The organism is Veillonella sp. ICM51a (genome assembly GCF_000524355.1).
Classification (GTDB): Bacteria; Bacillota; Negativicutes; order Veillonellales; family Veillonellaceae; genus Veillonella; species Veillonella atypica.
In genome coordinates this window covers 30,440-45,763 of sequence record NZ_JAPX01000049.1, presented here as the reverse complement: position 1 = coordinate 45,763, position 15,324 = coordinate 30,440, and the positions used below count along the sequence as shown (strand labels likewise).

The window sequence follows — 15,324 nt, the reverse complement described above, 5'->3', positions numbered from 1 at the left end:
AGTAATTATATAAGGGGGTCTGCTGATGAATCCTTCTTTTTCACATATTCAGATGGTGGCTATCGATTGTGATGAAACCTTGTTGCGTAGTGATAACACGGTGTCAGAGTATACTAAGGATGTATTGCATCGATTACAAGATAAAGGCATTCGTATCACTATTGCGACAGGTCGTATGTACCAAACGGCAAAGCCTGTTGGCATGTCATTGCAGCTTGGTAATGTGCCAATGATTTTATTTTCTGGAGGTCTTATACAAGAATTGGAATCAGGTCGTAAGCTATTTGAGCGGACTGTGCCATTAGATACGGTGCAACGCATTTGGAACATAGCTAGTCAATATGGATGGCATATTCAATCTTATGTAGATGATTATCTATTGTGTCATCATCAGGATTGGCAATCGGATGTATATGAACGTCAAACGGGGGCTAAAGCTGAATTTTTAGGCGATTCGTTGTATGAACTTTCACAAGAGCCGAATAAATTAATTGCTATAGATACTGTTGAAAACATAGATTCTATCATTGATACATTGAGGCCCGTTGTAGGGGATACGGCTACGTTAGTGCGGAGCCAAAAGGATTTTTTAGAAATCATTGCACCTCATGTATCTAAGGGCGATGCGTTAGAGCAGTTAGCACAGCAATATGGAATTGGCTTAGAGCATATTGTTTCCTTTGGCAATGCAGAAAATGATATATCTATGCTATCTAAAACGGGGTACTCAGTAGCCGTTGAAAATGCTGTAGATCATGTAAAATCGGTAGCCAGTGAGGTATGTGGACATCATAATGAAGATGGCGTAGCTCATTGGATTGAAGAACATTTATTATAATGGAGTAAGGTATGGAAGCATTTCGTTTATTAATCGTAACTGGCATGTCTGGTGCTGGAAAAACACAGGTATTACAGGCATTAGAAGATATGGGCTATCTCTGTGTAGACAATATTCCGCCTGTATTAATTCCGAAACTGAGTGAAATTTGTCGTCAAGGTGGGGACCGTACCAATCGCGTAGCCCTCGTTGTCGATATTCGTGGCGGCGAATTCTTTGAGGCTTTATCTACTTCGTTAGAGACTTTGAAAGAGATGAAGGTAGATTATGAAATCGTTTTCATGGATGCTAGCGATGAAACCTTGATTCGCCGTTATAAAGAATCTCGACGTAGTCATCCACTCGCACCAAGTGGGCGCATTACAACAGGCCTAAGAAAAGAACGTCAAATTCTAGATTCTGTGCGCCATAAAGCAGATTATATTATCGATACAACAGATATGAAAACCGCATCCTTAAAGGAATACTTGAAAAAACGCTTTACTCAAGTGGCGGATAAACACGGTATGTCGGTAACTGTTGTTAGCTTTGGCTTTAAATACGGCTTGCCATTGGATGCAGATATGATTTGGGACGTTCGTTTCTTGCCAAATCCGTTCTATATTCCAGAATACCGTCATAAAACGGGGCGCGTACAAGTTGTTAACGACTATATTCACTCCTTTGACGTAACGGATGAATTTAAAACACACTATTTTAATACCATGGATTTCCTTGTGCCTAATTATGAGAAGGAAGGGAAAGCTCAATTTATTGTAGCCGTTGGCTGTACAGGCGGTATGCACCGCTCTGTTGCCATGGCAGAGGCTTTGTATGCTCATTTATTAGAAAAAGGTTATCGTGTCACGGTGGAACATCGGGATATGATGAAGAATAATGTGGAAGAAGATTTTAATCCACATCAAGCAGATCTAGGGGATTAAAAGGGGATTATATGTTACGAAAACGTTGGTTCCGGTGGTTAATCCCGGGCCTTAATATAAAACGTTGGCTTGCTCTCTATAGCTTGGGGGTAGGCTTATTAATCATAGGCATTTCACTATTATTTAACTATCAATGGTTATCGTATATAGAGGATATTGTTCTTGCCTATTCCTATTCCTTAACGGGATATTATAATTACAATGTATTGATTTTAGTGGGCGCAGTACTTATCGGTATAGCGGCTGTCTTGATTTTAGTTGGTACGAGCAAGGTTATTAAAACCATTATCCGTGCTGTTTTACCAGATCCATCTAGCAAGGTATCGGATATTATCTTTCAAAATATCCGCCTTGATAAAGGACCTAAAATCGTAGTTATTGGTGGTGGTACGGGCTTATCCAATTTATTGCGCGGTTTGAAAGCTCACACATCTAATTTATCGGCTATCGTTACGGTTGCCGATGATGGCGGTTCTTCCGGTCGCTTGCGAGAAGATTTTAAAATGATTGCACCTGGCGATTTACGCAACTGTCTTGTGGCTCTTGCAGAACAAGAAGGGGTTATGGAAAATCTTTTTCGCTATCGTTTTGAAGGGAACAATGAGCTCTCTGGTCATAGCTTTGGAAATCTCTTTATTACGGCGTTGGCACAGGTTTATGATGGCGATATAGAGGAGGCCCTCGAAGCAGCTAGTAAATTATTGCGTGTCCGCGGTCGTGTCATTCCGTCGTCTACAGAATTTATTCAACTTAGCGCTGAACTCATTGATGGCACAATTGTGGATGGTGAAAGTAATATTCCACACGCAGGAAAGAAGATTAAACGCGTATTTAGTAGTCCTGAACATCCAAAACCAGAAGGCGCTGCATTGCGCGCCATTGATGAAGCAGATGTTATCATATTAGGGCCTGGTAGTCTCTATACGAGTATCATTCCTAATTTATTGACCGACAAAATCGCGGACCATGTGCGCGCTAGTAAGGCCAATAAAATTTACATTGCCAATGTAATGACACAACCTGGTGAAACGTCAGGCTACACATTGGCTGACCACGTACAAGCTATCATCGACCATAGTGGGGGCGGCATCATCGATACGGTTCTCGCCAATGATGGACCTTTGCCAATTCAAATGGTAGAACAGTATAGCGCAGTCGGTTCAGAGCCTGTGGCCATCGATTCTAAACGTTTACAAGACATGGGGATTCGCACGGTTAGAGCAACGCTCATTAGCCAAGAAAAACCGGCTATTCATGACCCAGAACGTTTAGGTAAGGTCCTTATGGATATCATATATGCTATGAAATCAGATATGGAACCACGGGTATTAGAATACTATTTACGCCGTGCTGATCATTAGAAAGGAAAACCTATGTCTTTTGCAGAAGATGTAAAAAATGAATTATGTGCCTATGAGCCTGAAACGGATACCGATGTAGCCATGAAGATTGAAGCATCCTGCTTATTGCGCATGGGTGGTTCCTTATTGCTCGGTATGAAGGGAGCTATCGGTATACGACTAGCCACTGCTAATAATGCGGTGGCTAGACGTTTGCTAGGTATACTTAAAAAACAATACGAATTGCCGACCCATGTTATGGTGCGCCAAGGTTTAAATTTGCGGAAAAAGAATATGTATACATTAACGGTGGATCCATCACAAGAGGGGCGTCAAGCCTTAGAAGATTTGGCATTGTGGCCTGTTACCGAACAGTTGCCACGGAAGTGGTTACACTCAATGGAGGCGCGACGCGCCTTCTTGCGCGGCGCTTTTTTAGGGGGCGGATCCGTTAATAAACCACAAAGTGATTACCATCTTGAGTTTATGACGGGCAACGAAGCTTTTGCACGAGAAATTGTATATGTATTGAAATTATTTCACATTCATGCAGGTCTGACAGAGCGTAAAGAAGAATATGTGGTATATCTTAAAGAAGGCGATGCGGTAACAAATTGTTTACAGGTCATGGGTGCTCAATCGGCATTGATGGAATTTGAAAATGTACGCATCATGAAGACCGTTCGCAATCAGATCAATCGACAGGTAAATTGTGAGACTGCAAATTTACAAAAAACCGTAGATGCAGCGGTACGTCAAGTGAAAGCCATCCGTATATTGGATGCGCATATAGGTATTGATGCATTGCCGGATAAATTGAAAATTGTAGCTAGATTGCGCTGGAATAATCCGGAAGCAAGTTTAAAAGAATTAGAAGAAATGATGAATGGTACCTTATCTAAATCAGGTATTGGACATCGTTTGAAAAAGTTAGAAGCATTAGCCCTTACATATGATCCTATGGGGCTGGAAGAGGTTTAATATTATGTTATTTAAGAAAACATATAAGCTAGCGACGATGTTAGCAGTTATGGGAGCATTAACAGGTCATGCAGCAAGCGATATTGATTTGAACTCCATAGGATATTTTTCGTTTACTCCATTACCAGCGGAATTACAAGCGCAGAAGGATACATTGCTATTATCTGATAGTCCTGAATATGTAGGTCCCGTAGGCGGCGTTTTAAGTGCTGGTAGCATTAATGGGAAAGGGCGTATCTACTTTTACCATGTAAATGAAATGGCTGAACCTCATAAGATTGCCATTATCTTGGAGAATACCGGTAATGAACCAAATGGCATTGCCGTGTTCCGTGAATTAAAATCCATCGCCACATCTGATTATTTTGCGGCGGGCCGTGATTTATCACGAAAGGAATTAGAGCAACCATTGACGGATAAATCATTGTATTCCTTTGTGATGCCTCCCAAAAGTCGTCAACTCGTATTTACCGATTTAGAACATTCCCCAATACCTAAAGATGCTCTATTTACAGGTATCGTAGATTTGCAAACGAGTGCTCCCGTATTTGCACGGGTTATGATGATTCCTATGAATCTAAACTCTATTGAGTCCTCGTATTGGGTGAATAATTTGCCTATAGACCATGTGCGGTTGCGTGGTACTTTCACCGGTGCTGAGCGCGAAATGGCAGTAACAAAAGAATATAATACCACATTAGGTGGCGCCTATGTGGAACTGGGCAATGATAGAGAAGACCGTTTTGTAGAGGGCGTGGATGAGCTCGACAATAAGGCCTATGTTAAGGACTCAGGGAACTATGGTATTTCTTATACCGTTAAAATTCCTACAAGCGGCGAGGATCCTTTCCGCCTCTATTTCAATCCATTAGGCGGCGGTTATTCGGGGTCTTTTACTGTGAAAGCACAACGTCGTTGGCAGAAGGCTCCTAGTGAAAGCATGACCTATCATATCGGTGGTGATGATGGTTTAATGGCATTAGGTCATAATACTGTATTAGATTCTCGATACATGGGGAACTATTACGGTGGCGATACGCTGACCATCGATTTCATGCCGGCTGGTGCTTCGAATTTACCAGTTCGTTTTTTACTGATTCCAGAAGCGTTAGCAAACCCTCAATATGCGCGCGTATTGGCCACTAATGAAGCTGGTCAGCGTGCATTAGAAGCAGAGGCGCAAAAAGAAGCAGCCGAAGCAGCTAAGAAGGTGGCTATTGAAGAAAAATATGTAGCAGCGAAGACTCAAAAAGAAGAACAAGCTCATCAATTAGCAGAGGCAGCTAAATTAGCGGCTGAAAAGGCAGCTGCTGCTCATAAAGCAGCTCAAGATAGACAGGCTGAGCTTGATAAACGAGATGCAGAGGAACAAGCTAAACTCAAGGCAAAAGCCGATGCAGCTGCTGAACGAGCACGTGCTAAGGCGGAAGCTGATCGACAATTGGCTGAACAAAAAGCTAAGGCTGATGCCCAAAAAGCGGAAGCAGCACGCATTGCAGCAGAGCAAAAGGCGAAAGATGATGCGGCTAAGGCTGAAGCGGCTCGTATTGCAGCCGAACAAAAAGCCAAGGCTGATGCTCAAAAAGCAGAGGCAGCACGCATCGCAGCCGAACAAGCAGCTCGTGAAAAAGCAGAACGTGAGCAAGCTGCTCGAGAAGCAGCCGAGCAAAAAGCTCGTGAATATGCAGCAAAATTAGAAGCACAACGTTTAGAAGCGCAGCGTAAGGCTGAAGAAGAACGCATTTTGGCTGAACAACGTGCAGAAGCAGCTCGTATTGAAGCAGAGCGTAAAGCGGCAGAACAAGCGGCTAAAAACGAAGCAGAACGCCAAGAAGCGGCTAGAAAAGCAGAAGCGGCGCGTCAAGAGGCGGCTCGTCGGGCTGAAGAAAAACGTAAAGCTGCAGAAGCCAAAGCAGAGGCTGATCGAATTGCAGCCGAAGCAAAACGCACTGAAGAGGCTAGAAAAGCCGAAGAAGCTCGTCAGGAAGCATTGCGCAAGGCCGAAATGGCTCGACAAGAAGCGGCACGTAAAGCTGAGGAAGAGCGCCTAGCAGCTATTGCAAAAGCTCAAGAAGAAGCGCGTAAAGCCGAAGAACGTCGTATTGCAGAGGAAGCAAAACGGGCCGAAGAAGCGCGTAAAGCCGAAGAAGCACGCCGTGCCGAAGAGGCTCGTAAGGCTGAAGTTGCAAGAATTGCGGAAGCAGAACGTATTGCGGAAGCCGCTCGACAAGCTGAGGAAGCTCGCATCCGCGAAGAAAACCGCGCTGCAGAAGCGGCACGTAAAGCAGAGCGTGAACGTATTGCGAAGGAACAAGCAGAAGCGGCTAGAAAAGCTGAAGAAGCTCGTCAATTGGCAGAAAAACGGTACCGTGAATACGAAATTGCTCAAGAACAAGCCAAAGAGGCACGCCGTCGTGCTGATATTCAACGGGAAGCTCAGAAAAAAGCAGCTCAACGGGCTGAAGAAATCCGCTTAGCTGCACAACGACAAATTATCGCCAAGCGAAACGCAGAAATTGCACGTCAAAAATTGGCAGAAGAACGTGAAGCAGCGCGTATTGCAGCACAAGGTGGTAAACGTCGTAGCTTTGCCGAGTTAGATGATGTTAATACATCTGCCAATCAAGATGAAGATACTACACAAAATGCGGTATCTATTGATCAGTTGACAAGAAAACAACAGTAAACGAATCGGTGGATTTACATATTAAATCGGATGCCTGTTGAGGCATCCGATTTGTGTTTCTTCATGGGAATTACATTGACTTTCACAGGTAATTTCAGTACAATGAATAGAGATAAGTGCAATATACAGTACGAGATACTGTAGCATTACAAAATCCCTTTTAAATTGGTCCAGAGAGGCTAAAAAAGGACATATAGTTGAAGCGCCCTCAAGGGCTTCTTTGTGCAAACTATTCGACCTTTTGCCCTGGGGCAAGAGGTCTTTTTTGTTATACGGTTAGGAGGCAATCATGGGACAAGTGAGCTTACATGGCAAACATTTGTTAGGGTTACAACATGCTACACCAGAAGAAATTAAATTAATTCTAGATGTAGCGAAAAAGATGAAGAAGGTTGTTTTGTCTGATGACAAAAAAATCCCTTATTTGAAAGGTAAGGCGATTATCAATCTATTCATGGAACCTAGTACACGTACGCGTAGTTCTTTTGAACTAGCAGGTAAATATTTAGGGGCAGATGTAATCAATATTACACCAAGTGGTTCCTCTATGGGTAAGGGTGAAAGCTTCCGCGATACATTATTAACATTGTCCTATATGGGGACGGATGCCATCGTAATGCGCAGTAGTGCAGAAGGGGCTCCTCTCTATGCGACAAAAGCCGTTGATCCTATCATTATCAATGCTGGCGATGGTGCCCATGAACATCCAACACAAGCATTGCTCGATATGTTCTCCATCATTGAACGCAAAGGTTCATTAGAAGGTAAAAAAGTCGTTATCGTAGGCGATATTATGCATAGCCGTGTAGCTCGCTCCGATGTTTACGGTCTTACTAAAATGGGGGCCGACGTTCACTTGGCAGGTCCTCGTACTATGCTCTATCCTGAACTTGAAAAAATGGGTGTTACCATTCATCACGATGTGCGTGAAGCTGTAAAAGACGCAGACGTTGTCAATGTTCTTCGCATCCAATTAGAACGCATTCACTCCGCTCTATATCCAACAAATCGCGAATATGCGCGTATCTTTGGTATCAATAAAGATGTATTAAGCCTAGCAAAAGATGATGTTATGGTTATGCATCCAGGCCCAATGAACCGTGGCCTTGAAATTTCCCCAGATGTAGCCTACTGGGATCAATCCGTAATTCAAGAACAAGTACGCAATGGTGTATCCGTTCGTATGGCTGTGTTATACTTAACAATTCATGGAGGTGACGGTAGTGAGCTTGCTTATTAAAAATGGTACGGTAGTCAATCCGGCAAAACAACAACATGAAGTAGCAGACGTTCTCGTGAAAGATGGTAAAATTGCAGCCATCGGTCAAAATTTAAGTGCAGATGGTGCTGAAGTTTATGATGCAACAGGACTTATCGTAGCACCGGGCCTCATCGATATTCATACACATTTGCGTGAACCAGGCCAAGAGGCAAAAGAAGATTTTCATTCTGGTACACAAGCGGCAGCTGCAGGTGGTTTTACACGCGTCGTGACCATGGCGAATACAACACCAGTAGTAGACAATGCAGCTCTTGTACGAGGTTTGAAAAAACAAGCTGAACTTACTGGTGTCGTAAAAGTAGAATTCATTGGTGCTGTATCCAAGAACCTTGAAGGTAAAGAACTTGCTGAATTAGGTGATATGGCTGAGGCTGGTGTTGTAGCGTATTCTGATGATGGACACTATGTAGAAAGTGCTGCTTTCATGCGTCGTGCGTTGGAATATTCATCCATGTTCAATAAAATGGTTATCGACCATGCAGAAGATATTAGCTTGACTAAAAATGGTCACATGCATGAAGGTTTCGTATCTTATGAAATGGGCGTTATCGGGCGTCCAGCTGTAGCTGAAGATTTGGCGGTAGCTCGCGATATTTTACTAGCGGAAATGACAGGTGGTCATATCCATATCGCTCACGTAAGTAGTAAAAATACGGTGGATATGGTACGCCGTGCAAAGGCTAAAGGGGTTAATGTAACTTGTGAGATAACAAGCCAACATCTATCCTTTACTGATGAATATTTGCGCGAATATAATCCGGCTTTCAAAATGGCACCGCCAATTCGTTCTGAAGATCATCGTCAAGCATTGCTAGAAGGTTTAAAAGATGGCACCATTGATGCTATTATCACTGACCATGCACCACATGCATTCGAAGAAAAAGACCACGAATTCTGCTGCGCTCCAAATGGTTTTAGCGGGCTTGAAACATCCTTGGCTGGCGTTATTACTAATGCCTATGGTCCAGATAAACTTAGCATCGACCAAGTGGTGTACTACATGAGTACACGTCCAGCTGAGTTGATGCATCTAGATGCAGGTGTATTAGAAGTTGGTAAACCAGCGGATATTACAGTATTCTCTACTACAGAACAATGGACAGTAGATAGAAATAAATTCTATACAAAAGGTAAAGTCAGCCCATTTGATGGCATGATTGTTACTGGTAAAGCAAAACTTACCGTTGTAGACGGTAACATCGTTATGAAGGAGGGCGTGGTCCTATAATGAAAGGCAAATTAGTTCTGGAAGATGGTTCCGTATTTGAAGGTTCCTTATTAGGCGGCGCTCCTACAGTGGGCGAGGTTGTGTTTAATACAGGCATGACTGGATATCAAGAAATTTTGACTGACCCATCCTATGCGGATCAAATTATTACATTAACATATCCACTCGTTGGTAACTATGGTACATTAAATGCTATTACACAAGGTCCTAAACCATACTGTAAAGGCTTTATCGTAGGTGAACTATGTGACTTCCCATCCAATTGGCAAAATGAAGGTTTGTTCAGCGAATATTTACGTTTGCATGGCATTCCTTGCCTCTATGATGTAGATACGCGTGCTATTACTCGTACTATTCGTAACCATGGTGTTATGAAAGGCGTACTTGTGCGTGCTGATTATCCGATGGAAGATATTCAAAAATTATTTAAACAAGATTTGCCTACAGACCAAGTTATGCGCGTCACTACAAAATGGCAAGGCATGCGTGGCGATAAAAATGCAGAATTCCATGTGGCTGTAATGGATTATGGTGTAAAAGAAAATATTCTTCGATCCTTAGAGCTTGCTGGTTGCCGTTTAACTGTATTCCCAGCAGATTCTAAAGCAGAAGATGTACTCGCTGTTAATCCTGATGGCATTTTCTTGTCCAATGGCCCTGGAGATCCTCAAGATCTAGGTTATGCAGTAGAAGAAGTGAAGAAAATGTTTGGTAAGAAACCAATCTTTGGTATCTGCATGGGGCACCAAGTGTTGGCACAAGCATACGGTGGCACTACATTCAAACTTAAATTTGGTCACCGTGGTTCTAACCATCCTGTACAAGATCTTCGTACCGGCCGTGTATATATTACATCTCAAAATCATGGCTTTGCCGTAGATGATTCTTCTTTGCCTGATTATATTGAAATCACACATCGCAGTGTGAATGATGGTACTGTAGAAGGTATGCGCCACAAAGAATTGCCAATCTTCTCCGTTCAATACCATCCAGAAGCGTCCCCTGGACCTACTGATAACCTATATTTGTTTGATGAATTTGAAGATATGATGAGAAAGGGAAAATAATATGACCACAGAAGCAAAAAAAGTACTCGTAATTGGTTCTGGTCCAATTATTATCGGCCAAGCAGCAGAATTCGACTATGCTGGTACACAAGCGTGCCGTTCCCTTCGTGAAGAAGGCTATAAGGTAGTATTGGTTAACTCTAACCCTGCAACAATCATGACAGATACAGATATTGCAGACCGTGTATATGTAGAACCTATTAGCCTTGAGTTCGTAACAGAAGTTATTAAAAAAGAACGCCCTTGGGGCTTATTGGCAACATTGGGTGGCCAAGTAGGTCTAAATATGGCCGTTCAATTATCAGAAGCTGGCGTACTCGAAGAGTATGGCGTTAAGTTGCTTGGTACGACATTAGAAGCTATTAAACATGCAGAAGATCGCGAATTGTTCAAGGAAGCGATGAAGGAAATCAATCAACCAGTTCCTGAATCCGACATCTTCAATGACCTTGAAGAAGCCGTAGCCTTTGCAAATCGCATCGGCTATCCTATCATCATCCGTCCAGCTTATACATTGGGCGGTACTGGTGGCGGTATTGCGCATAACGAAGATGAAATGTATGAAATCACACGCCGTGGTTTGAAACTTTCACCAATTCACCAAATCTTGGCGGAACGTTCCGTTGCAGGTTGGAAAGAAATAGAATACGAAGTCATGCGCGATAGTGCAGACAACTGTATCATCGTATGTAACATGGAAAATATCGACCCTGTAGGTGTACATACAGGTGACTCCATTGTTGTGGCACCAAGCCAAACATTGAACGATATTCAATACCAAATGCTTCGTACCGCATCTGTTGACATCATTCGCTATTTGAAAATCGAAGGTGGTTGTAACGTACAATACGCTTTGAATCCAGATAGTAACGAATATATCGTTATCGAAGTAAACCCTCGTGTATCCCGTTCCTCTGCATTGGCATCTAAAGCAACTGGTTATCCAATCGCTAAGGTAGCTGCAAAAATTGCAGTAGGCATGACATTGGATCAAATTACCAATGCTGTAACAGGTGAAACAAAAGCGTGCTTCGAACCAACACTTGACTATGTGGTAACTAAATTCCCTCGTTGGCCATTTGAAAAATTCAATTTGGCGGACCGCACATTGGGCACTCAAATGAAGGCTACAGGCGAAGTTATGGCTATTGACCGTACCTTGGAAGGTTCTTTATTGAAAGCTATCCGCTCCTTGGAAATCGGTTTAGACCATATTGAGCTTAAGAAAATCGCTCATGAGTCCATTGAACAATTGATTGAACGTTTACATTTAGTAGATGATGAACGTATCTACGTTGTGGCTGAAGCACTTCGTAAGGGGATTAGTGTAGAAAAAATCCACTACATTACTAAAATCGATACATTCTTCATTGAAAAAATCAAGAATATCGTCAATGTAGAGAAAACGTTAACTGAACATGGTTTGAATCAAGATGTATTGCGTCTAGCTAAACGTTATTCCTTCCCTGATACTGTTATTGCGCGCTATGCGAATACAACGGCAGAAGACGTAAAGGCGAAACGCAAAGAATGGAATATTCTTCCAACCTATAAATATGTAGATACATGTGCTGCAGAATTCGAATCTAAAACTCCATACTACTATAGTGCTTATGCACAAGAAGACGAAGTTAAACCACTAGGTGAAAAATCCGTTGTAGTACTTGGTTCCGGTCCAATTCGTATCGGTCAAGGTGTAGAGTTTGATTACTGCTCCGTACATTCCTCTTGGGCACTTCGCAAAGCGGGTTACCAATCCATTATGATCAATAATAACCCAGAAACAGTGTCTACAGACTTCGATATTTCTGATTCCTTGTACTTCGAACCATTAACAGTGGACGATGTTATGGAGATCATCAATAAAGAAAAACCAGCTGGCGTTATTGCTCAATTTGGTGGTCAAACAGCTATTAACTTGGCGGGCCCATTGGCTAAACGCGGTGTAAAAATTCTCGGTACATCCGTAGATAGTATCGACATGGCAGAAGACCGTGAACGTTTTGACGAATTATTGGCAAAACTTGGTATTCCTCGTCCAGTAGGTGCTCTTGTTACATCTGATGAAGAAGCGCAAGCAGCTGCTAAGAACTTAAAATACCCATTGATCGTTCGTCCTTCCTATGTATTGGGCGGTCGTGCTATGGAAATCGTATATAATGATAAAGAACTTGATGTATATATGAAGGAAGCCGTAGTAGCGTCCAAAGAACATCCAGTTCTTATCGACCGTTACATGGTTGGTATGGAGGTAGAGGTTGATGCTATTTCCGACGGTACCGACGTATGTATCCCTGGCATCATGGAACAAATCGAACGCGCCGGTGTTCATTCCGGTGACTCCATGGCAGTTTATCCAGCACAACATTTAAGTCAAGAAATTATCGATCAAATCGTAGATTATACACGCCGTATTGCAATTGGCCTTAATGTTAAGGGCGTTCTTAATATTCAATACATCGTGGCTGATGGCGAACTTAATGTAATTGAAGTTAACCCTCGTTCTAGCCGTACTGTACCATTTATTTCTAAGGTTACAGGTATTAATATGGTAGAATGTGCAACTCGAATTGCCCTTGGTGAAAGCTTAAAAGATTTAGGCTTACCTTTAGGACTTGTACCTAATAAACCATATGTGGCTGTAAAAGCACCGGTATTCTCCTTCTCTAAAATGGGTCTTGTAGAAATCGCTCTTGGACCTGAAATGAAATCTACTGGTGAAGTTATGGGTATTGGTCGTACCTATTCTGAAGCATTGTTTAAAGCTATTAATGGTGCAAACATGCGTATCCCAGAAGATGGTACAATCCTTATGACTGTTGCAGACCGCGATAAAGCAGAAGCTTGTGAACTTGCAAAAGGTTTCATCGACCTTGGCTATCACATCGAAGCGACTGGTGGTACAGGCAAATACTTCATCGAACATGGTGTTAATTGCAAGGTCGTTAATAAAATCCATGAAGGCGAAGACAACTGTGCTGACCACATTCGCCAAGATAAGGTGGATCTCGTACTTAATACATTGACAGCTGGTAAACGGCCTGAACGTGAAGGTTTCCAATTGCGTCGTCTTGCTGTAGAAATGGGTACACCATGCTTAACAAGTCTTGATACAGCTCGCGAAGTATTGCGCGTTGTGGCAAACCGTAAAGATGATGCTAACTACAATGTAGAAGCATTACAAGATTTTGAATTGGAGTAAAACCATGAGTGGCTATGTAGAACAGGGCGAAGTCGTTCGCAATGAGCAAATAGGCTCTGATGTGTGGATTATGGATATTCACGCACCAAAACAAGCAGCAGAAGCAAAGGTAGGTCAGTTTTGTAATGTTCGTGTAGCGGACTCTACGGCGCCATTATTGCGTCGCCCTATTAGCTATGCTGGATTTGATGTACAAAAGGGTACGATTACCCTTTTGTACCGCGTCGTAGGTAAGGGGACGGATATTATGACTCGCCTCGTGCCTGGTGATACATTAGATTGTTTGGGTCCCTTGGGCGAACCATTTGTAACATCTGAGAATATGCTTCTCGTTGGCGGTGGCGTTGGTATTGCACCGATGCTTTGTATTGCGTCCCATTTACAAGATGGCGAGTCTGCACACGTTATCTTGGGCTTTAGAAATGAAAGCGAAACCTTCTGGGCTGATTTGTTCAAGGATACAGCTGTACAGGTTCATATCACAACAGATGATGGCAGTGTAGGTACAAAGGGGTTCCCAACAGCTATTATGCCTGAACTAATTAATTCTAATACATTCACTTCCGTTATGACTTGTGGCCCTACACCGATGATGAAAGGTGTGGCTCAAGTGGCTAAAGAGCTCAATGTACCTTGCCAAGTGTCCTTAGAAGAACGGATGGGCTGTGGTACAGGTGGTTGTTTAGGCTGTGCTTGTGATGGCGTAGGTGGTAAGCGCTATAAGGTTTGTAAAGATGGTCCTGTATTCCCAGCTGAGGAGGTGTTCTTTTAATGAGTGAACGCGATTTAAATAACACCGTTACACCAAATCCAAAACTCGCCATCGATTATTGCGGTATTAAGATGAAAAATCCTATTATCGCTGCATCTGGTACCTTTGGAAATGGTCCTGAATACGCTGGATATCTAGATCTTAGCAATGAGGTGGGGGCTATCTCTGTAAAAGGATTAACGCCTAAAGGTCGTCATGGTAATCCTGGCCCGCGTATTGCAGAGACGCCATCTGGTGTATTGAACTGCATTGGCCTTGAAAATCCTGGAGCAGAACATTTTGTTACGGATATTTTGCCAGAACTTAAGAAATATGATGTACCGCTACTAGCTAATATGTCTGCTGGTACAGTAGAGGAGTTTGCTTGGATGGCAGAAACACTATCTGTGGATGGTATTGCAGGCCTTGAAGTCAATGTATCATGTCCAAATGTAGAGAGTGAAGGTATGGCATTTGGCGTAGACCCAAAGGTTGTTGAACAAGTAACTAAAGCGGTTCGTAAAGTAACCGATAAGCCGGTTATTGTAAAACTTTCACCAAATGTAACAGATATCGTGGAAATTGCAAAGGCTGTAGAAGCCGGTGGTGGTAATGGGGTAAGTCTTATCAACACCTTGTTGGGTATGGCTATTGATATCCATCGTCGTAAACCATTGTTAGGTAATATTTATGGCGGTCTATCTGGTCCAGCAGTAAAACCTGTGGCGCTTCGCATGGTTCATCAAGTCTATAAAGGCGTTACTATTCCTATTATAGGCCTTGGTGGTATCATGAGTGGTACTGATGCTATCGAATTTATGATGGCCGGTGCTCAGGCCGTACAAGTTGGTACCGCTACGATGGTTGATCCAACCGCTATTTCTCGTATTGCTCGTGAAATGGGCGATTATGTGGAACGATATAATCTAAACAGTATTACTGATATTATTGGTGCCGTACATCAATCATAGTCGATCTATAACAAAAGCAGGAATTGGCGATGCCAGTTCCTGCTTTTTTGTGTAT

11 protein-coding genes are annotated in these 15,324 nt (G+C 42.7%); all 11 read left to right on the top strand.

What is annotated here, in order from left to right:
* The first annotated feature begins 25 nt into the window (after positions 1–25).
* Positions 26–838, top strand: coding sequence for a Cof-type HAD-IIB family hydrolase (locus HMPREF1504_RS09235; RefSeq protein WP_038125211.1), 813 nt, complete (start codon positions 26–28; stop codon positions 836–838).
* Between the two features lie 11 nt (positions 839–849).
* Positions 850–1,761 carry an RNase adapter RapZ gene (gene rapZ, locus HMPREF1504_RS09230; RefSeq protein WP_038125210.1) on the top strand — a complete coding sequence of 304 codons (912 nt, stop codon included), beginning with the start codon at positions 850–852 and terminating at the stop codon, positions 1,759–1,761.
* Between the two features lie 11 nt (positions 1,762–1,772).
* Entirely contained in the window at positions 1,773–3,122 is a 1,350-nt protein-coding gene (gene yvcK, locus HMPREF1504_RS09225) for a uridine diphosphate-N-acetylglucosamine-binding protein YvcK (protein ID WP_005381793.1), read from the top strand.
* A gap of 12 nt (positions 3,123–3,134) precedes the next feature.
* A complete protein-coding gene (whiA, locus tag HMPREF1504_RS09220; RefSeq protein ID WP_038125209.1) occupies positions 3,135–4,082 on the top strand; it encodes a DNA-binding protein WhiA in 948 nt (315 codons plus the stop codon).
* Between the two features lie 4 nt (positions 4,083–4,086).
* Positions 4,087–6,768, top strand: a complete 2,682-nt coding sequence (locus HMPREF1504_RS09215; RefSeq protein WP_038125208.1) for an ATPase — start codon at positions 4,087–4,089, stop codon at positions 6,766–6,768.
* Between the two features lie 289 nt (positions 6,769–7,057).
* Complete coding sequence (locus HMPREF1504_RS09210) at positions 7,058–8,008, top strand: aspartate carbamoyltransferase catalytic subunit (protein ID WP_005377928.1); 951 nt, start codon at positions 7,058–7,060, stop codon at positions 8,006–8,008.
* A complete protein-coding gene (locus HMPREF1504_RS09205; RefSeq protein WP_038125207.1) occupies positions 7,992–9,278 on the top strand; it encodes a dihydroorotase in 1,287 nt (428 codons plus the stop codon). The genes HMPREF1504_RS09210 and HMPREF1504_RS09205 overlap by 17 nt, the downstream gene beginning before the upstream one ends.
* Positions 9,278–10,345, top strand: coding sequence for a glutamine-hydrolyzing carbamoyl-phosphate synthase small subunit (gene carA, locus HMPREF1504_RS09200; RefSeq protein ID WP_005377893.1), 1,068 nt, complete (start codon positions 9,278–9,280; stop codon positions 10,343–10,345). The genes HMPREF1504_RS09205 and carA overlap by 1 nt, the downstream gene beginning before the upstream one ends.
* Position 10,346: 1 nt before the next feature.
* On the top strand, positions 10,347–13,547 hold the full coding sequence (gene carB / locus HMPREF1504_RS09195; RefSeq protein ID WP_038125206.1) for a carbamoyl-phosphate synthase large subunit: 3,201 nt from the start codon (positions 10,347–10,349) through the stop codon (positions 13,545–13,547).
* A 4-nt stretch (positions 13,548–13,551) separates the two neighbouring features.
* A complete protein-coding gene (locus tag HMPREF1504_RS09190) occupies positions 13,552–14,319 on the top strand; it encodes a dihydroorotate dehydrogenase electron transfer subunit (protein ID WP_038125205.1) in 768 nt (255 codons plus the stop codon).
* The gene (locus HMPREF1504_RS09185; RefSeq protein WP_038125204.1) at positions 14,319–15,269 is read left to right on the top strand and encodes a dihydroorotate dehydrogenase; all 951 of its coding nucleotides are present in this window, start codon (positions 14,319–14,321) and stop codon (positions 15,267–15,269) included. Before HMPREF1504_RS09190 ends, HMPREF1504_RS09185 begins: the two co-directional genes overlap by 1 nt.
* Positions 15,270–15,324: the final 55 nt, after the last annotated feature.